This is a genomic window from Mesorhizobium sp. RSR565B (assembly GCF_054719465.1).
Genome location: NZ_JBTTIE010000001.1, coordinates 4,221,081 through 4,239,815 on the forward strand (window position 1 = coordinate 4,221,081; position 18,735 = coordinate 4,239,815).

Annotated in this window: 20 protein-coding genes; 9 read left to right on the forward strand and 11 right to left on the reverse strand. The window is 62.2% G+C overall.

Annotated elements, in window-relative coordinates; genetic code table 11:
- Window positions 1-6: 6 nt before the first annotated feature.
- Genes ACYG9R_RS20280 through ACYG9R_RS20310 form a run of 7 tightly spaced genes read right to left on the reverse strand, consistent with a single transcriptional unit; the run spans window position 7 to window position 7,881 of the window.
- Complete coding sequence (locus ACYG9R_RS20280) at window positions 7-1,110, reverse strand: CgeB family protein (RefSeq protein ID WP_023824773.1); 1,104 nt, start codon at window positions 1,108-1,110, stop codon at window positions 7-9.
- Complete coding sequence (locus tag ACYG9R_RS20285; RefSeq protein WP_023667985.1) at window positions 1,107-2,201, reverse strand: CgeB family protein; 1,095 nt, start codon at window positions 2,199-2,201, stop codon at window positions 1,107-1,109. Before ACYG9R_RS20285 ends, ACYG9R_RS20280 begins: the two co-directional genes overlap by 4 nt.
- The gene (locus ACYG9R_RS20290) at window positions 2,198-3,328 is read right to left on the reverse strand and encodes a CgeB family protein (RefSeq protein ID WP_023824774.1); all 1,131 of its coding nucleotides are present in this window, start codon (window positions 3,326-3,328) and stop codon (window positions 2,198-2,200) included. The genes ACYG9R_RS20285 and ACYG9R_RS20290 overlap by 4 nt, the downstream gene beginning before the upstream one ends.
- A 2-nt stretch (window positions 3,329-3,330) precedes the next feature.
- Complete coding sequence (locus ACYG9R_RS20295) at window positions 3,331-4,431, reverse strand: glycosyltransferase family 4 protein (RefSeq protein ID WP_023681099.1); 1,101 nt, start codon at window positions 4,429-4,431, stop codon at window positions 3,331-3,333.
- On the reverse strand, window positions 4,416-5,708 hold the full coding sequence (locus ACYG9R_RS20300; RefSeq protein WP_023824775.1) for a TIGR04295 family B12-binding domain-containing radical SAM protein: 1,293 nt from the start codon (window positions 5,706-5,708) through the stop codon (window positions 4,416-4,418). The genes ACYG9R_RS20295 and ACYG9R_RS20300 overlap by 16 nt, the downstream gene beginning before the upstream one ends.
- Entirely contained in the window at window positions 5,705-6,778 is a 1,074-nt protein-coding gene (locus ACYG9R_RS20305) for a GDP-mannose 4,6-dehydratase (RefSeq protein ID WP_023691444.1), read from the reverse strand. Before ACYG9R_RS20305 ends, ACYG9R_RS20300 begins: the two co-directional genes overlap by 4 nt.
- On the reverse strand, window positions 6,775-7,881 hold the full coding sequence (locus ACYG9R_RS20310; protein WP_023733216.1) for an NAD-dependent epimerase/dehydratase family protein: 1,107 nt from the start codon (window positions 7,879-7,881) through the stop codon (window positions 6,775-6,777). Before ACYG9R_RS20310 ends, ACYG9R_RS20305 begins: the two co-directional genes overlap by 4 nt.
- Before the next feature lie 217 nt (window positions 7,882-8,098).
- On the opposite strand from ACYG9R_RS20310, the gene ACYG9R_RS20315 reads away from it, so the two are divergent.
- A complete protein-coding gene (locus ACYG9R_RS20315; protein WP_023667991.1) occupies window positions 8,099-8,374 on the forward strand; it encodes a hypothetical protein in 276 nt (91 codons plus the stop codon).
- Window positions 8,375-8,589: 215 nt separating this feature from the next.
- On the opposite strand, the gene ACYG9R_RS20320 is transcribed toward ACYG9R_RS20315, so the two are convergent.
- The 4 genes from ACYG9R_RS20320 to ACYG9R_RS20335 all read right to left on the reverse strand — a co-directional run bounded on the left by ACYG9R_RS20320 (window position 8,590) and on the right by ACYG9R_RS20335 (window position 11,917).
- Window positions 8,590-8,916, reverse strand: a complete 327-nt coding sequence (locus ACYG9R_RS20320) for a low affinity iron permease family protein (RefSeq protein WP_023824776.1) — start codon at window positions 8,914-8,916, stop codon at window positions 8,590-8,592.
- A gap of 110 nt (window positions 8,917-9,026) precedes the next feature.
- Window positions 9,027-9,509 carry a DUF2269 family protein gene (locus ACYG9R_RS20325; protein ID WP_023824777.1) on the reverse strand — a complete coding sequence of 161 codons (483 nt, stop codon included), beginning with the start codon at window positions 9,507-9,509 and terminating at the stop codon, window positions 9,027-9,029.
- The gene (locus ACYG9R_RS20330) at window positions 9,509-10,795 is read right to left on the reverse strand and encodes an SDR family oxidoreductase (RefSeq protein ID WP_031199708.1); all 1,287 of its coding nucleotides are present in this window, start codon (window positions 10,793-10,795) and stop codon (window positions 9,509-9,511) included. Before ACYG9R_RS20330 ends, ACYG9R_RS20325 begins: the two co-directional genes overlap by 1 nt.
- Window positions 10,796-10,960: 165 nt before the next feature.
- Window positions 10,961-11,917, reverse strand: a complete 957-nt coding sequence (locus ACYG9R_RS20335; protein ID WP_031199711.1) for an NAD(P)/FAD-dependent oxidoreductase — start codon at window positions 11,915-11,917, stop codon at window positions 10,961-10,963.
- Between the two features lie 188 nt (window positions 11,918-12,105).
- Here ACYG9R_RS20335 and ACYG9R_RS20340 point away from each other — a divergent pair, with 188 nt between their 5' ends.
- From ACYG9R_RS20340 to ACYG9R_RS20375, 8 genes are all read left to right on the forward strand, one after another.
- Window positions 12,106-12,447 carry a DUF768 domain-containing protein gene (locus ACYG9R_RS20340; RefSeq protein WP_023696361.1) on the forward strand — a complete coding sequence of 114 codons (342 nt, stop codon included), beginning with the start codon at window positions 12,106-12,108 and terminating at the stop codon, window positions 12,445-12,447.
- 370 nt (window positions 12,448-12,817) lie between these two features.
- Window positions 12,818-13,639, forward strand: a complete 822-nt coding sequence (locus tag ACYG9R_RS20345) for an ABC transporter substrate-binding protein (protein WP_460221878.1) — start codon at window positions 12,818-12,820, stop codon at window positions 13,637-13,639.
- A 76-nt stretch (window positions 13,640-13,715) separates the two neighbouring features.
- Window positions 13,716-14,417: an ABC transporter permease gene (locus tag ACYG9R_RS20350; RefSeq protein ID WP_245259917.1), complete on the forward strand. Its 702-nt coding sequence runs from the start codon at window positions 13,716-13,718 to the stop codon at window positions 14,415-14,417.
- On the forward strand, window positions 14,417-15,088 hold the full coding sequence (locus tag ACYG9R_RS20355; RefSeq protein WP_023668000.1) for an ABC transporter ATP-binding protein: 672 nt from the start codon (window positions 14,417-14,419) through the stop codon (window positions 15,086-15,088). Before ACYG9R_RS20350 ends, ACYG9R_RS20355 begins: the two co-directional genes overlap by 1 nt.
- Window positions 15,085-16,260 (forward strand): type 1 periplasmic-binding domain-containing protein, encoded by a 1,176-nt coding sequence (locus ACYG9R_RS20360; RefSeq protein ID WP_023824780.1) that lies wholly within the window; start codon window positions 15,085-15,087, stop codon window positions 16,258-16,260. Before ACYG9R_RS20355 ends, ACYG9R_RS20360 begins: the two co-directional genes overlap by 4 nt.
- Window positions 16,248-17,210, forward strand: coding sequence for a PQQ-dependent catabolism-associated beta-propeller protein (locus ACYG9R_RS20365; protein ID WP_023824781.1), 963 nt, complete (start codon window positions 16,248-16,250; stop codon window positions 17,208-17,210). Before ACYG9R_RS20360 ends, ACYG9R_RS20365 begins: the two co-directional genes overlap by 13 nt.
- Window positions 17,207-17,932, forward strand: coding sequence for an ATP-binding cassette domain-containing protein (locus tag ACYG9R_RS20370; protein ID WP_023824782.1), 726 nt, complete (start codon window positions 17,207-17,209; stop codon window positions 17,930-17,932). The genes ACYG9R_RS20365 and ACYG9R_RS20370 overlap by 4 nt, the downstream gene beginning before the upstream one ends.
- On the forward strand, window positions 17,929-18,735 hold the full coding sequence (locus tag ACYG9R_RS20375; protein ID WP_023681112.1) for an ABC transporter permease: 807 nt from the start codon (window positions 17,929-17,931) through the stop codon (window positions 18,733-18,735). Before ACYG9R_RS20370 ends, ACYG9R_RS20375 begins: the two co-directional genes overlap by 4 nt.

Consider the following 18,735-nt stretch of genomic DNA (forward strand, 5'->3'; position numbering starts at 1 on the left):
TGCCGTTCATGCTGCACTTCCAATGTCGAGATCGAGGGCCGTCGCCCTTGGTTGGGTCAGCGCCGCCACGAATTCGCGAGCCCTGGCCCCACCGGTGTGGGAAGCGAGGACGAGTTTGCGAGCCCGGCCGGCCATGGCCAGGCGTGCGCGCTCGGACTCGCCAACGAGGATATCGATGACTTCGTCCGTCTCCGCGGCGGTGTGGATCGCCGATGCGGGAAAGAAGCTGTCGAGCCCTGGCCAGCGGTCGCTGACGATGGGCGTGCCGCAAGCCGCCGCTTCGAACAGGCGCACGCTGGGCGACCATCCTGCGGTGATCATGGAACTGCGTGTGACATTCAGCGTGTAGCGCTGACGGCTATAGAACGCGGCGTGATCGGCTGGCGGCAAATGTTCGATGCGTTCGACATTGTCCGGCCAGATGATGTCGGATGGATATTGGGAGCCGGCCACGACGAAACGGAGGTTTGGCATATGCCGTGCGGGCTCGAGCAGCAGAGCGTTCAGCGTTGTCTGCCGGTCCATGCTGTAGGTGCCGAGATAGCCGAGATCCCAGCGGACCGGATCTCCTGTCGGGTGATGCCGTTCCGGATCGACCGAACAATAGAGAGGTTCGGCATGGCGCGCGCCGAAGTCTTGCGCCAGATGGTTGAGCGTTGGGCCGCCAGTGAAGGAGAAATAGACATCGAAATACGGAATTTGCCGCGAACTCAGATAATCGCAATCGTCGGCTGAAAGCTTGGCCAGGGTCACCGGGGTGTCGATGTCGTAAAAGCAGAGCTGCCCCTTGCAAAGCGAGGCGACGATGTCGATGACCTGGCGTCCTTCTGGAACAAAGGATCCGATGACGATGATGTCGGCCTGCTCCAGGCACTGTGCGTAGTCGCGTTGCAGCTCCGCAGTGGTTTCGTAGTAGCGCAAGGCGCAGAACTCCGGTTCGCGCAGATCGCGGTGATTGGCGTACCATGGCACGTTGCGCTCCAGAAAAGTCACGTGGTGACCGAGTCCGTGCAAGCCTTTCAAAAGACCTCGAAAAGTGGTGGCGTGACCGTTTCCCCAGGATGAGGACAGCGACAGGCCGAGAAAGACGATGTCCAGTTTCTTGGTCATTCCGCTGCCTCCACGGCCCCGTGCTCGAAATGACGTTTGAAGACGGCATCCGCCACATCCGCCCGAAGCGCGTAGGTATGGTCCGCCAGCACGCGGTGAAGTGCGGCTTGGCCGATTGCCTTGGCCCGACCGGGGGTCAGCGAGCGCATTATTTCGGCGACATCGCCGCCGTCACGCGCGACCAGGATCTCCTCGCCTGGTTTCAGGAACAGTTCCACGCCCAGCCATGCATCCGTGATGAGACAGGCGCCGGCGCCAGCCGCCTCGAACACTCGCGTGGCCGGTGAAAAACCGTTGGCGGCCATGCTATCGCGGCTGATGTTCAACACGGCTTTTGGGGTGACATTGAAGGCGTTGTGATCGCGGGTGCCGACATGGCCGAGCCAGCCTACATTGGTGGGGAGCGGCTTATCGCCCCAACCCGAGCCTCCGAGCAGGAAACGCTGTTTCGGCAGCTGGCTGGCGGGATCGAGGAAAAACGATTCGACACGCGCTTCACGGTCCGGCAGCCGGTTTCCGAGGAACGCCAGGTCGCAGGCAAAACGCGCTTTGCTGGCGACCGGATGGTGCGTTTCGGGATCGAGCGCATTGTAGATGGGCACGCACTCCTTGGCGCCCATGGCACGATAGGCCCAGACAACGGGATCGCCGCCACCATAGGTCAGCACGAGGTCGATCTCCTGCAGTGCACGATGGAGCGGGTGGTCCGGCTCGTCGCGCAACTGGGCAAGCGTGGCTGGCGCATCCACGTCCCAGAATACGACAAGCGCGTCGCTGCGGGCGTGGTCGAGAACGGCGCGAAGCAGCGCCTCGTCTTCGAAACCGACGCCACTCGCCTTGACGACGATGTCGGCGCCGGCGGCACGTGCCGCGACCTGCATCAGCGCATGCTGGGTCGCCTCATAAACGACGACAGTGCACCAGTCGGGAGCTTCGATGTCGCGGTTCTTCTGCCGGTCGTAGACATCGGGTTCGTAGAACGTGATCTCGTAACCCAATTGCGAAAGTGCCTTGAGCAAACCGCGATAGTACGTCGCGGCACCGTTCCAGTACGACGACAAAAGGCTCGATCCATAGAATGCGATCTTCATGCGACGGCTTCCTTTGCGGCTGTCGGGACGGCGGTGTGTCGGTTCGCGCATTGCGTGAGCACGCCGAGCAACTCGTCGACGCGGTGGCGGCAGGTGTGCCGCGAGCGGATGGTCTCGAGACCCGAGGTCACCAGGGAGGCCGCAAAGTCCTCGTCGGACAACACCGTCCGAAGCTGTTGCCGCATTTGCGAGCCATTCTCGGCAAACAGGAAGTCGACACCGGGCCTGAAAAGCTGCTCGACATCGGACCATGGCGCTGAAATCAGCGGAATGCCGCAGGCGAGTGCCTCGAACATGCGGATCGTCGGGATTCCGGGCAACCTCTCGCGATAGGGGCGCCGTGGAACGTGAACGGTGACACGATGCGCGGCGAAGGCCTTCGGCACGTCGGCATTGGCGATCCACCCCTCATAGCGCAGTCCTGCGGTGGCCAGATCCGCAAGTGCGGTCTTGGGGTAGCGTACGCCGTGAACAGCGGCATCAAGGCCGAGATCGTGCGCCGGCTCGATCAGAAACTCCTTGAGTTCGGCGGTCCGCTCATCATCGCCCCAGTTGCCGATCCAGACCAGATCGGAGGTGGGGTGGATCTCCGGGTGCGGCTTGAACAGGCGATCGTCCGCCGCTTCATGCCAAGTGAAGACGCGCTTGCCCCAGCCGGCGCGCAGATAGCTCTCGCGCAAGGTTTCGCCAAAGGCGAGAACGCCGTCATAGTGCTCCAGCCGGAGCGCCGAGAGTGCCTCGGTCGCAGACACGGCCCGGTGGTGGGTGTCGTGAAAAAGAAGGATGAAGTTGCCGCCGGCGGCCCGGGCACGGCCAATACGTGCGACAAGCTCCGGATCCGTCCACTCATGAACGATCACAACGTCGGCCTCGGCAATCCAGGCTTCGTGATCAAATCCGGCGTCGTAGGTCACCGGCATCAGTTCGGGAAAATCCTTGCGGAAGCGTTCGATGGCGAACGACCCCTTCTCAGCCAGCAGATTCGACCGGCTCCAGCCATTCGCCGGCTCCAGCGCAATAGCCTGATGCCGGCGCTGGACCAGCTCTCGCATGACGCCGCGCAGGAAATGGGCATTGCCATGGTTCCAGTCGGAAACGACCGAGTGGGTGTAAAACACAAAGCGCATGATCAGCGCTCCGCCATCGCTAAGGCCGCTTTGTCGTAGACGCCGCGCATAGCCGCTGTCTGCTTTGTCAGCCTAAACCTGCGGCTGCGTCGGATGGCTGCCTGGCCAAGCTCTCGCCGGAGCTCGGCATCGCTGGAGAGACGGTTGAGGCAGGCAGCGAGATCGTGCGGATCGCGCGCGTCAAAGAATATCGCGGCCCCGTCCCATAGTTCGCGATAGGTGGCGATATCGGAAAGCACCAGGGGCGTAGCCGACATGGCGGCTTCCAGCGCGGCCAGGCCGAATGGCTCGTAGAGCGATGGCGATACGAAAATACCCGCGCGAGCCATCAACGAACGCACCTCATCGGACGGCACTGCTCCCAGAGGAACAGCATGGCTGAAGCTGACATGCTCGCCGTTTGGGCCGTTCGTCGAACCGGCGGCAAACAGAGGCCATCGCGTCAGGGACGCCGCCTGATCGACCACCGCCGCATTTTTGCCCTCGTCCCACCAGCGGGCAGCGGCGAAGACGAGCGGTTGATGCTTTTCGGCCTTCGGCAGAGGACGGGCACCATTTGTGACCACACTCAAGCGCGCGATCGGGCCGTAGCAGGTCTCTAGCATGTCGGCATGGCTGCGGCTCGGCGCGATGACCGCGTCGGCCCGATCCATGCCGCGTCTGTTGCGCTCCTTCTGCCAGGCCCATGCCCCATCCGCCGCCTGTCCTCTGACCGCATGGAACCAGGTCGTCACGCAGGAATGGGAGACCACCACGACCGGGCATGGCGCGTCGAATCCCGCCGCCTGCGAAGGCGCGTTGAAATGGACAAGGTCGATGGCGTGGTCGCGCATGGGCGCATGCAACTCCCGCGGCAGCGCGTCGAGATCACCGCCGTTGCGGGTCATCCAATCCGGCGGCGTGTTCAGCCAGATCAGCTTCGCGAAAGCCTCCGCCTCGTCGGCCTGCTGCCTGGACGGTGGCGGACCGAGGCCGGCAAGCACCACGCTATCGCCGCCGTTGACAAGTTCCCTGGCCAGGTCGAGCGCATAGCGCCACACGCCGCCCACGGCGTCGACCGTCATCAGGATGCGCCGCGAGCGCGGCGTCAGTGTCCGCAACATGTCGCCTCCAGTTCCGCCAGCGGACGCGGGCGCCTTTCCTGGATGTCGCTGAACTTCTGGAATGATGCGAGATAGTGATCATGGGCGCGCTCCCAGGCGAGGTCGTCGGGTTCGCCCCAAAGCTCGCGATAGCTTGGCGAACTCGGATACGGATAAAGCGGTACGGGTTCATTGGCCCACACGCCGTTGTCGATGAGGTGCGTTCGCCAGTAGTCCACAAGGGCAGGGTCATCCTCGACGACGCCGATCAGATTGGCCTGTACGAACGGAACGTGACGCCTGGCATTGACGAGCAGCGCGGCAAGTTCCTCGGTACCCAGCCGGCAGCGTTTCGCCAGCATCGCACGACCTTCCACGGTCAGGCTTTCGAGGCCGGCCTCGATGGAGACGCAGCCAGCCGCACCGAGCAGTTCCAGCAGATCGGGTTTCCAAAGGTCGATGCGGGTCTGCACACCGAACTTCACGTCGCGATCGATCAACGCTTCCAGCAGCGCTTTCTGCGGCAGGAAGATTTCATCGATGAAATAAATGTAGCCGACGCCCTGGGCAATCAGCCCATCGATTTCCGCTATGACCGCCTCGTGGTTTCGGCGGCGATAGGCATCGCGGAAATCGATCTTGGCGCAGAAGCTGCAATTGTAGGGACAACCGCGCGATGCTTCGACCTCCGCGCCGAACCCAACCTGATTGTCATCGAACCTGTGATGGTGATGCGAATGGGCAGCGATCCAGTCTGATGGCCATTGGAGTGGCGGATGATCGACAAACGAGCTGGCGTGGACGCCGCCGGTCAAAACCACCTTGGCCTCGCGCAGGTAAGCGGTCGAGGGCACCGCGCTCCAGTCGTCGCGCCGGGCAAGTTCCGCGACGATTTCCTCGCATTCGCCGCGCACAACAATGTCGACGCCAAGCTTGCGCAAGGTTGGCGCGGGCGTAGCCGAGCCATGCGGCCCGACCGCGACTGTGCGTCCACCGCGCCCGGCGAGACGGTTGAGGAAATCGGCCGGCACGCGCAACTCGGGTGGTGCGCAGCGCCAGAACAGATAAGTCGGGGCGGTACTGACGACCGTCATTGCAGGCGCGAAATCAGCCACACGCTCGGAGAGGTCCGAGTTGTCGAGCTTCTGCAATTGCCCATCCAGCATCAACACCTCATGGCCGGCTGTTTCGAGGAGGGATTTCGAATAGCCGAGTTCCAGCGGGAGATGTGGTTGGCGGCAGCCGAAATAGATGCTGTCGTCATAGGTCCAGAACGGGTTTACCAAGGCGATTTTCATGCGACGTACCTCACGACTTCGGGGCGAGGCTGGAGCCGGTGTTGTTGCAGCCAGTCTGCGAGATCGCGAATGCCTTCGCGCCATGAAACACGAGCTTTCCAGCCAAGCATCGCTTTGATCTTGCGGGTGTCGGCGACGAAGAAGGGCTGATCGCCGGTGCGTTCGCCATCATGGCGGATCGAAAGCTCACGGCCGGTCAAGCTACGGATCTCGCTCAACAGCATGCGCAGGCTGATCGCATTATCGGGGCCGCCGCCAAGATTGAATGCCTGGCCTTTGGTCGTCTCGATACGATCGAGCGTGGCCCTGTAGGCGGCGACCGCATCGGAGACATGCAGTATATCGCGCACTTGTCTGCCGTCGCCGTAAATGGTGATTGGACGTCCCGTCAGCGCACTCAGCAGGAAGTGCGCGACCCAGCCTTGATCCTCGGTTCCGAACTGGCGCGGCCCGTAGATGCAGCTCATCCGCAGCACCGCCGTGGGCATGCCGTAGGATTTGGCGTAGTCGAGCACATATTGGTCCGCCGCGCCTTTGGAGCAGCCATAGGGCGTGCAGAAATCCAGGCCGTGGGTCTCGTCGATGCCATTCGCTTGGATGATGCCGTCGCAAGGCAGGTAACGATCGCCGTCCTCGCGAACCGCGACGTCTGGCAGGCTGCCATAGACCTTGTTGGTGCTGGCGAAGACCACCGGAACAAACTCACTGCTCAGCCGCGCCGCCTCGAGGACATTGAAGGTTCCTCGAAGGTTGATGTCGAAATCCTCGTCCGGTTGGACCAGGCTCGTTGTGACGGCGGTTTGCGCGGCCAGGTGGAAGATCGCCTTGGAACTCTTCAGAACGGGCGCAAGCGCGTTGGCGTCGCGCACGTCAATCGTTTCGACCATGAGGCGGCTTCCGTGTTTCTGCGCCAGCCATTCAAGGTTCTGTTCGACGCCGGGGCGGCTGAGATTGTCGATCACCAGCACCGGCTCGCCATCCGACAACAGGCTGTCGGCCAGGTTCGATCCTATGAAGCCGCTGCCGCCGACAATGGCGACGGGCGCGTCGCGTCGATTGCGCGTATTCATGACACCAGCCCACGTTCTTCAAGCTCGCGTTTCATGTCGGCGCCGCGGTCGATGGCGGACGAGTTGCGCACCCAGGAAACGAAATCGGCGAGCGAATTCTCCAGTTGTTGCCTCGGCTCGAAACCGAGCAGCTCACGGGCCTTGGAAATATCGGCGAAGCAGTTGCGGATATCCCCGGAGCGCGCCTTGCCGAGCAACTCTGGCGAGCGGTCCGGCGTTCCCATGGCCTCGGCAAGTACCCGCGCGACGTCGCTGATAGCATAGGCTCGGCCGCTGCCGATGTTGATGACGTGACCCCTTGCCTGGCGTTGCTGCAGCGCAAGACGAAAGGCGCGGGCGACGTCATCCACATGGACGAAATCGCGTTTCTGTTCGCCATCCTCGAAGATCATTGGACGTTGGCCGTTGGCGAGACGCGAAGCAAAATTGGCCAACACGCCGGTATAGGGGTTCGATAACGCCTGGCCGGCGCCGAAGACGTTGAACAGGCGCAGCGCGACCGTATCGATGCCATAGGCTTCGCCGAAGATCAGCACGGCGCGTTCCTGGGCGTATTTCGTCAGTGCATAGATGGAGGCGAGATCGACCGGCTTTTCCTCGTCCGTCGGCAGGGGGGAGAGGGGTTCGCCTTCCGGCGACAGCGGATTCCACTGTCCGTTTTTGATGTCGCTCGCCTTGCGCCGGGCATTGTCGATGCGCCGGCCGTCCGATGTAGCATAGAGGCCCTCGCCATAGACACTCATCGATGAGGCGACGACAATGCGCTCGACCGGGTGTTTGATCAGCGCCTCAAGCAGCGTCGCGGTGCCGAGATCGTTGGTGCCGACATAGCGCGCGATCTCGTACATCGACTGTCCGACGCCGACTTCCGCGGCTAGATGAATGACCGCGTCAACGCCTTCCAGCGCCTTGGCGACCGCCTCCCGGTCCCGAATGTCGCCCTTGATCAGCTCGGCCCCGGCGGGAAGGGCGACTGTTTCGCCTGCGTGCACCTGCTCCAGCAGCACATCCAAAATGCGAACCGAATAATCCTGCTCGATGAGTTCCTGGGCGACATGCCGGCCAATGAAGCCGCAGCCCCCTGTAACCAATATCCGTTTCACGACCACTCCTCAGACAGGTAATCTTGGCGACCCGAACTTTTCGGCAAAAGGTTTGTTCCCTTGGCTTCAACAAAGTTCCTTTGGCCGGCTTCGTTCGGAAGCAGCCACATCGCGCTCGCCGCGCCGTGCCGGAACATTGCCGCGCTTGTGCTGTTAGGACGCCGGCAGCCCCGACGATGCCCGATGTTGGCAACGCCGATGATCAAAGGAGATTTCAATGTCCCAGTCGCAAACGACCACCAATCACGACGAAATCCGCAAATGGGCCGAGGAGCGGGATGGACGGCCGGCAGTGGTTCGCACCAAAGGGGCGGGCGGCATCCTGCGGATCGACTTCGGCAAACCCGAGGAAGCATTCGAGCCGGTCGAATGGGACGAGTTCTTCCGCATATTCGACGAGAACGATCTGGCCTTTCTTTACCAGTCCAAGACTGGTGACGGACAAACCAGCCGTTTCAACAAGTTCGTCGAGCGCAACCAGAAAGGCGAATGACGCACTTCGAGCCGGCCGATTTGCCTGACCTGGTTCTCGGGCAAATTTTTCTGGATGCAGTGGAACAATAGAGGGCTCCGATCCTTCGGTCGCTGAACCACAGCCGCAGCAAGGATCGAAGGCCTGGGCCTGAGCGCAGGAGGCGGCGGGGCTGGATAGGCGTCAAAAGCTGGAAACCCGCTACTCGTCCTGCCGTGAAACCAAAACGCCGCTCATCAGTCGTCCTGCTGCTTGCGGTGGCGGTGTTTTTCGATTTCCTCGGGCTCTTCATCGTCGATCCGCGTGATGTTCGAGGCATTGTGGTCTGATCGCAGGATCTCATCCAGTTTGGCGTGAATGGCCTGAGTGTCGCGGTGCTCGGCACGCTGGATGAACAGCGTCATGGCCCACGTAAACAAGGTAGCCGCTCCATGCCAGTCCAGGGTCTGTCGCTCGAAGATCATCCAAAGGATTGCGTAGACCAACAGGATCAGGAATGCCGCGGGGCGGGAGGTTAATGTGCCGATTGAGGTAAGCACGCCGGTGAGGGGATGATTGGCCATGCGAAAGAACTCGCGGCAGTGACCGTGGTTCCCGACCGCAGTGCATCGCGCCGGCACGAGCCAGCTAGGCGCGACGGATGAATTCACGGCGCAGTGCTTGCCGATCGCAGCTAGAACGATGACCACTCGATTGCCGGGCGCGCAATCATCAGCCAGAAAATGGCGAGCACGGCGCCGAAAGCTGGGAAGCCGAAGACAAACCAGCGTCTGAACAGCTGATGGTAGCGCTCGGGAGGAGGTTGGTTGGAGAGTGCGGCCTGTGTGGCTAGATTTCGCATCTCGATCTGCATCCACACGACAGGCAGCCAGAACAGGCCCGTCAAGATGTAGAGCAGGATCGAGAGAACGATCCATCCTTCGGACAGCGAATACCCCGCAACCCTAGCGAGGCCCAGTCCGGTCAGAGGTTGTGCGATAACGGCCGTAGCCGTGAACAGGAAATCAGCCAGCACGACAATGCGGGCGACGGCTGCGATCGTCGCGGCATTCCCGGTCCGGTGTGCCAAAAGCATGAAAAAAGCAATGCCGGCACCAGTTCCGAGCAGCACAGCAGCGCCGATCACGTGCAGGTATTTAAGCACGAAGTACGTCATCAGCGTTCCTCCAGAATGGCCAGCGCTGCAAAATGCAGAACGAGGATCGGGAGGATTTTGATCAACGGCCCGAGTGGCTCAAGCCAAAGATCCGGCCGCAGAATGCTCCCAGCGATCGCATAGAAAAGCGATACCGCGATTGCGCCGAAAAGACCAAGCCGGCTGGTTGGGCGCCAGGCGATAAGCGCCCCGACGGCGATGTCAGCCAGCGCGCCGGCGACTACCGCCGGTTCGGCCAAGGGGCCGGCAGCAGTGCCAATCAGCAAATCAACTCCGCTGCGCCAGCCGGCAGTGAGGGAAATGATGCCCGTCATGATCCAGAAGAGCGGCAAGATGACAAAGAGCGCCGGCTTGACGAAGTAAAGACCGGCGAACCATCGCTCCTGCACCGCCGCAGGATTTAAACGCAGTGCAGATGTAAGACTTGATGGTTGAATGCCGGTCGCCGTCATCCAGGGTTGGGGATCGCCGACAGCGCCACGGGCAATCTCTTTTGCTGCATTGCTGCGCATCGGCGGGCGCCAGCCCAGCTGAGCCGCGGCATCCCCGAACCTGTACAAGATAGCTGCGGCCCAATTGGGCAAGATGAACTCCCGAGCACTGCTCCATCCGAACCAGCGGCGATAGCGACCCACGACCTCGCTGATCGAAAGTGCCTCGGGCCCAGCCAGGTCCAGCGTGAGGTGCGATGGGCTGCCGGGTTTGAGGAAGAACAGGACGGTGGAGATCACGTCATCGAGTTGAACGACTTGGAGACGGCCCGTGTCGGGCATCAACGGCAAGAGCGGCAACGCCGCGAGGCCGCGAAAAAGTGCACTTGCGCCGAAGGCCGGCCTTCCCAGTACTACGGAGGGGCGCAGGATGACCCAGTCAAGGCTACGTGCCATCAGTGCCTCATCGCCGGCGAGCTTGCTGGCGGAAAAGGCGGACGGCTGCTGGCGATCGACCCCGATGGCAGAAAAGTGGATCACCTTATTCACACCTGCGTGCTCACACGCGGTGAAGAGAGCCGAGGCGCCGGTAGAATGGACATGCCGGGTGTTTTCCCGGGCACTATCCTGCAGGACGCCGGCACAGTTTACGACGGCGTCCACACCGGCGAGATAGGGGGTCCAGTCCTGAGGTCGCAAGGCCCGCGCCATATCCAGGGAAACGGTTTGGATCTCCGGGTGGACGCCAGTGTCTGCGTGGTGAAGCACGCGGACCACTTCATGACTCTCGCCGGCCAGGCGCGCGCAAAGCGCGGCTCCAATCAGACCTGACGCGCCGGTGACGAGAATTTTCATTCCTTCCTCCAGCCGTTCGCCAGCGCGTGCCCGTCCATCAACCCAGCGGCTGCGCCTGGGAGAACTCTAGCAAAGCCGAAGCCGGTAGTCTCACGCCGGGTGGAACAGGTTCCGGGCATCAACGCAGCCAAAGGTGAGCCGGTACGGTGCGTTCGCATCTGCAGGTCAACTTCGCCGGAAGTTCGTCGCCCGCTCGGCGCAATCGCGGAGGTCGTTATGAATGTGAGTTGCAGCCTTGGCGGCGTCTCCGAACGCAACAGCAATTTGATTGAGCCCCTCGGCCACGTCGCCAATGGCATAGAGTCCTGGCGTTGAAGTCTCAAGGTGTCGGTTGACCAGGACATAGCCTTCTGCGTCACAGTTAGCCCCCAGAGCAACCGCGAGTTCGGAGCGTACGTCGCTGCCCATCGAAGGGTACACCACATCGATGTTGCGCATCGGGGCGCCCTCGGCCATGACGACATCGAACCCGGTTCGTCGAGGGATCAGGTCATCGACAGCGTCCCAGATTTCAACTCCGCCTGCCAAGGCGGCGCCGCGGGCAGCTTCGGAAACATCATCCTGGTTATTGGCGAGCAAGGCGACCTGACTGCCATATCCCTTCAGGAACAGAGCCTCCCTGACGGCGAGATGCTCCGGACCAACAACGCCGATGCGGCTACCCCGGGCCTCATATGCATCGCAAACCGGGCACAGTCTGACAATGCCGGTTGCGATCGCCTCCTCCAGTCTTTCAATGGGAGGTGCCTTGTCCACAATGCCCGTTGCCAGAATCACGCGCCTTGCTTGGACAATCCCGCAGGTGGTCGTCAGGACAAAAAAAACCTCGCGTTTTTCGGCGTGGCCTACGCAACCATGGACAAGGCTCGCACCGTATAGCTGTGCCTGGGCTCGTAGGCGGCCGAGCAGTTCTTCCCCGCTGATGCCGTCGGGGAAGCCGGGACAGTTGCGGGATTTTGGGATGAGCTTGGCACGCGCATGCCCCGCGTCGAGCGAGATCACCGAACGCAGAAACCTGGCTAAATACATGGCTGCAGCGAGCCCCGCGGGGCCGCCGCCGACGATGGCAACGTCAAAAACTTGTGCGCCCGAAAAGCTTGGTTCGCCCGAAAAGCTTGGCATCGGGCCTAACTTCAACTCAACGAGCTTGTTCCACAGGGTCGAAATGGACGCAATCAGGATGCACACTGCACAATAAGAGTGAACTCCAATCGAGTCGTGAAGAGAAAGGCCACTGCCTCATCAAGCCTGCAAAAACCTCGTGGCTCCCAACGCTGTGAGTACAGCACCACTGGGAAAGTGAACGCATCATGGAACTTCGGCTCACCGTCGCGCTTAGTTTGGCGAAAGGGTGGTCTGAGATGAGCGCGACCAGAGAGTTTTTTCAAAACTGGCTACAGGAGAATGTCGGCACACTTCCTGGTCGAGAGGAAGTCAGCGTCGCGGTGCTCGCTCAGCAATTCGAGCAGGATGCCGAGGTGGCTGGTTATGGGCGTGAAGTAAGGGAGGACGAACTCGGAAACATCGAAGATGCTATCGTGCAAGCGATCGAGAACGCCGGGTCCGGGGTGCAGAGCCCGAGCTCCGAAAAGAGCGATCCGGCACCTGTAATGGACGCGTTGGAGGTCGATGATGCCAAGAGCGGACCGTAGCCCCTGACACCTTCTTCTGTTCGCCTGAACAAGCCCCCCGGGCTGCTATACGAGCTGAAAAACGGACCTTAGGTGCTTTCCCGTTAGTTCCATGCACCATTGAGGAACATTCCTGCCGCCACGGCGTTAGGAAAGTTCCTTCACACCCGGTGCGCCCGTGCTGACTGCTACCCTTCCAGGCGAATGGCTGACCCGGCATGATCAGGGTCACATCTCGCGGCGGGCCGCTGTTGCGGGTATTTGTTGCTGGCTATTGGGTGCTTCCGCAGAAGCCGCGCCACAGCCATCGCCGCTCGTGCGATTTGGCGTGCTGGGATTTGGCACCGCCGCCTGGGAAGTTGACGTCATGAGGCGACATGCGTTGGACACTGTGCACGGCGTATCAATCGAGGCTCAGCGGCTTGCCGGTACCGAAGCCGGTAAGACCGCATTGCTGGCGGGCAGCGTCGACGTCATCGTTTCGGACTGGGTGTGGGTCATGCGCCAGCGCAGCGAAGGCGCTGATCTGGTCTTCTATCCCTATTCTCGTGCCGTCGGCGCGCTGGAACTGCCGCAAGGCTCGCCCATTCGAACTCTTGCGGACCTCAAGGGCAAAAGGCTGGGGATCGCAGGTGGTCCGCTGGACAAAAGCTGGATCCTGTTGCGCGCGCTCGGCCTCCGTCAGGTGAAGCGCGATCTTGCTGAAGAGGTGGAGCCAGTGTTCGGCGCGCCGCCTTTGTTGGAGCAGGAATTTCTGGCGGGGCGACTGGATGCACTGCTGACGTTCTGGAATTTCGCCGCCCGTCTCGAGTCAGAGGGGGCAAGGCCTCTGCTCAGTGTCGCGCAAATCCTGCAGGGGCTTGGCGTATCCGTGGACTTGCCGATGCTCGGCTACGTCTTCCATGAAAGCTGGGCGCGGGCCAACCCGATAGCCCTCGCGCGATTCACGAGCGCGACCGCGGCAGCGAAGTCGCTGCTCGAGTCTTCGGACGACGAATGGCGGGTGCTCGCGCCCCAATTGGGCACGGACGATCCTCACCTACAGGCGGCGTTACGCGCCGCCTATCGAGCCGGAATCCCTCGTCGGTTCGGCAAAGCCGAACGTGATGGCGCGGCCCGGTTGTTTGCAATCCTGGCCGAATTGGGCGGCGAAGATCTGGTCGGCAAGGCGACGAGCCTCGATCCTGGTGTCTTCCGGGCCATACCGGCTTGAGCTCGCGCCAATGACCGATGTCCCAGCGTTCCCCATCACAATGCAGCGTTCGCAATCCACTGCGGCATTGCTGACCATGGTGCTCGTCTGGCAGATTGCATCATCGATCGCCGCCGATCGCCTGTTTCCTGGTCCGGTCCAGGTTGTTTCGGTTCTCCTGCACGAAGCGGTTCGGGGCGAGCTGCCATACCATTTGGGCATCTCGCTTGCGCGCGTCGTGGCAAGCCTCGGGTCGGCAATCGTCATTGGCGCGGCCCTTGGCTACGCGGCAGGCCGCTCGCACAGAGCCGACATATGGATGAGGCCTTGGATCGTGTTACTCCTCAACATGCCGGCGCTGATCACGGTCATTCTAATTTATATCTGGCTTGGTCTTGCCGAGACCGCGCTTGTCCTTGCGGTCGCGCTCAACAAGATCCCCAACGTCGTGGTGACTATTCGTGAAGGCGCCAGCCGGCTGGACAAGGACTTTGCCGAAATGGCTGAGCTCTATCGCTTCGGGCGTGCTGCAAAGCTGCAGCATGTCGTGCTGCCGCAATTGGCGCCGTTCTTTCTCGTCACCCTGCGCAGCGGGCTGGCACTAACGTGGAAGATCGTGTTGCTCGCCGAACTGCTCGGCCGCTCCAACGGCGTCGGGTTCCAGCTACAGGTCTATTTTCAGAACTTCGACGTCACCCACATCCTTGCCTATGCGATCAGCTTCGGCGTTGTGATGCTTGCCATAGAGTATGGACTGCTTGTGCCGTTGGAACGTCGTCTGTTCGCCTGGCGACGCTGATGCTGAGGATCAGGATCGAGGACAAGACTTTCCCCGGTGACGACGGACAGCGCCGGACGATCTTTCGCGCGCTGTCGCTTGATATAGCCGACGGACAGGTCTGCGTCCTGACCGGCCCTTCCGGTGTCGGCAAGTCGACGCTGCTGTCGATCGTTTCGGGCGTCGACCGCGAATTTCGCGGCAGCGTGAGCGGACGACCGCTTCCGATAGGCATGCTGTTCCAGACACCGAGGCTGCTGCCCTGGCTCACCGCCTTGCGCAATGTAGAGATGGCCATCCCGGATCGCGCGCCCGATGCGGCCCGGTGGCTTGCCGCTGTCGGCCTGAAAGGCAATGAGAAGAGCTATCCGCAGCGACTCTCGGGCGGCATGGCGCGGCGCGTAGCGCTTGCCCGGGCGCTCGCCGTGGAGCCTGCGCTCCTGCTCCTCGACGAGCCATTCGCTTCACTCGACGAGGCGACCGCGCAAGCCATGCGCCGCCTGCTGCAGGATTGTTTCGCCAGTCGGCGGACTACCACGCTGCTGGTTACGCATGATCTCGCCTATGCCTCGTCGCTGGGTGATCGGGTTATTGTTCTGGAGGGATCGCCGGCGCGCATCGTGCGCGATGTCGCAATCTCTGGTGGCCATGAAGCGGGATCGTCGCGCTTTGGGCTGGGGGCGACACAATGAGACTGTTGCTGGGCCTTCTCTTTCTTTTGCTGATCACCGGCCCTGGCGCCACCGAGCAACAGACGATGGTGATCGGGTATATCGGCCAGGAGCGCAAACCGGCTCTGCCCCTTGGACCCCTTGATGAAACCGTCACCGACGACGGCCTGCAAGGCGCACGGCTCGGCATTGCCGACGACGAAAGCACCGGCCGGTTTCTTGGGCAGAAATTTCGGCTGGAGGAAAGGATATTGAAACCAACCGAAACGCCGGACGACGCGGTAAGACAATTCGCCGATGCCGGCATCGCCTTTGTCGTCGCCGATCTCGACGCCAGTCAGCTTCTACAGGCCAGTGCCGCGCCCGGTGCCGAGCAGATGACGTTGCTCAACAGCCGGGCGCCGGACGACGTGCTTCGCCAGCAGGACTGCCGTCGGAACGTGCTGCACACGATCCCGAGCCGCGCCATGCTCGCCGACGGGCTGGCGCAATATCTCGCCTGGAAGCACTGGCAGCGTTGGTTCCTGCTTGTGGGGCCGCATTCGCAGGATCAGGCGATGGCTGCGGCCTTTCGACGGGCGGCGGCTCGCTTCGGAGCCGAGATCACGATCGACCAGCCGTGGACATTCAGGCCCGCCAACGGACGTGCCGATACAGGGCATGTCACGCTGCAGACCGAAATACCGGCGGTCACGCAGGTCAGCGACTATGATGTGCTCGTGGTCGCCGACGAGGCGGATGAATTCGGCGCCTATCTGGAGGGCCGCACTGCGCTGCCGAGAATCGTCGCCGGCACGCAAGGGCTGGTCGCCACAGGCTGGAGCGCTGTCAGCGAGGAATGGGGCGCCACGCAACTGCAGGACCGTTTCCACAGGCAGGCAGGGCGCTGGATGTTGCCCAGCGACTACGCGGCCTGGCTCGCTGTGCGCAGTATCGGCGAAGCGGCGACGCGCCTGCACAGTCTCGATCCCGCGGCAATCGGCAGATATATACGCGGCGACGCGTTTCTTCTCGCTGGCTTCAAGGGGCAGGGGCTTAGTTTCCGTCCCTGGGACGGACAGATGCGCCAGCCCATTTTGATCGCCGGGCCTCGCCTCTTGATTTCCAGCTCACCGCAACCGGGCTTCCTGCATCAGCGCACGCCGCTCGACACGCTGGGCATCGACCTGGAGGAGAGCACATGCAAGTTCTGATGACGCTGTTGTTGGCGGCGTTCGCTCTTGCTGCTCCCGCCGCCGCCGAGACCATCTATGTTTCCAATGAGCAGGATAATACGGTTGCGGTCGTCGACGGCGTGACAATGACTTTGCTGGCGACGATCGATGTCGGCCGCCGTCCGCGCGGGCTGGCACTGTCGATCGACAACAAGATGCTGTTCGTCGCGGAAGGCGACGACAACCGCGTCGACGTGGTCGACGTCGCGAAGCGGCGGGTCGTCGGGGAATTGCCTTCGGGAGCCGATCCGGAATTCTTCGCAGTCCATCCCGATGGCAAGCGGCTGTTCGTCGCCAACGAGAATGACAATCTCGTGTCGGTGGTGGACATCGCCGCGGCCAAGGTCATCGGCACCGTGGATGTCGGCGTCGAACCGGAAGGAATGGCGGCCAGCGCCGACGGCCGCTATGTCGCCTGCACTTCGGAGACCACCAGCATGGTGCATCTGATCGACGCAGGCACGCTTGAACTCGTCGACAATCTGCTGGTCGATACCCGGCCGCGCGCGGCTTTATTCTCGCCGGACGGGAAGCAATTCTGGGTGTCCTCGGAGATCCGGGGCACTGTCACCGTCTTCGACACGGCAACGCGCGCACAGACCGGCAAAGTCGAGTTCGAGGTGCCGGGTATACGACGCGAGGGTGTGCAGGCGGTCGGCATGGCGACGTCTCGCGATGGCACGACCGTCTATGTGGCGCTCGGCCCCGCCAACAGGATTGCGGAAGTCGATGTGAAAACGCTGGCGGTCCGTCAGCTCTACCTTGTTGGTCAACGACCCTGGCACGTTGCGCTCTCCGGCGACGAGAAGCGCCTGGTCAGCGCAAACGGGAATTCCGGCGATATTTCGTTTATCGATCTGGAAAACCAGGAGGTGGTGAAATCGCTGCCGGTAGGGCGGGGGCCGTGGGGCGTCGTGATCGGGCCATGAACGCCTTGTCGGTCGAGAATCTGGGCCATAGTTTCGGAAACCGGCGGGTTCTCGACGGCGTCTCTTTCTCTGTGGCCCAAGGCAGGATGTGCATCTTGCTAGGCCGCAACGGCGCCGGCAAGACGACGTTGTTCTCGCTGATCACCGGTCTTTATCACGCCCGCTCCGGCTCGGTGCATGTCTTCGACCAGGCGATGGATGTCAACCCGTCCGCCGCGTTGGCGCAGATGGGCGTCGTCTTCCAGTTGCCGACCCTCGACCTCGATCTGACGGCCGGCGAGAACCTGCGTTACCACGCGGCCTTGCATGGGCTTAGCCAGGCCTTGAGCAAGGAGCGCTCCATCCACGAACTCGGCCGGCTGGACGTGCTGGACAGGATCGACGATCCTGCCCGAGCGCTTTCCGGGGGGCAGCGTCGCCGTGTCGAGATCGCACGTGCTCTGATGCATAGCCCACGCCTTTTGCTGCTGGATGAGCCGACCACCGGGCTCGACGTGCCGGGCCGCCGCGCGCTCGAGCGGCACGTGCGGGAGCTTTGCCGCCAGCGCGGCATTGCCGTTCTGTGGGCAACACATTTTCTGGAGGAATTAACGGCGGATGACGATGTGGTGGTGCTGCATCGAGGCACAATGCGGTGGGCCGGCCGCGCCGATCGCCTGGCTACCGATCTCGGTGTAGCGAGCACGGGCGAGGCCTTCGCGTCGCTGACGGAGTCCGAATGAAAACGTCTCACGCGGTGCGCGCGCTCAACGGCATCCTGCGCAGGGAGATGCTGCGCACGTTGCGGCAACGCGGCCGGCTGCTCTCGGCGATGGTACGGCCGCTGGTCTGGCTGGCAATCTTTGCCGCTGGCTTCCGCTCCGTTCTCGGTCTGTCGATAACGCCACCCTACCAGACCTATGTTCTCTATGACGTATATGTGGTGCCTGGGCTAGCGGCCATGATGCTGCTCTTCCATGCCATGGCGAGTTCGCTGGCCATGGTCTACGATCGCGAGATGGGCAGCATGCGCCTGTTGCTGACCGCACCATTGCCGCGCTGGTACCTGCTTGCGGCGCGCCTGCTGGCCAGCGTGATCGTTGGCGTGCCGCTGGTCTACTTGTTTCTGTTGATCGCGCGTTTCTGGGATGTGCGGCCGCCCGTTCTCGGCTACGTCGCGGTATTTCCGGCGCTCGTGCTGGCGGGCCTCATGCTTGGCGCGTTCGGACTGCTTGTCTCCTCGGTTTCGACACAGATGGAGAACTTTGCCGGTGTCATGAATTTCGTCATCTTTCCGGTGTTCTTTGCCTCGACGGCGCTCTATCCGCTGTGGCGGCTTGCCGAGGCGGGACCGGTGCTGGCAACAATCGCCGCCTGGAACCCGTTCAGCTCGGCGGTCGAGCTGATACGCTTCGCGCTCTATCTGCGGTTCGATCCTGTCGCGGCGATTGTGGTCCTTGGCTGCCTCATCGCCTTCTTCCTCGCGGCGGTCATCGGCTACGATCCCGGCCGCGGCTTGTGGTCCCGGCGCGGCGGCGAGGGCTGA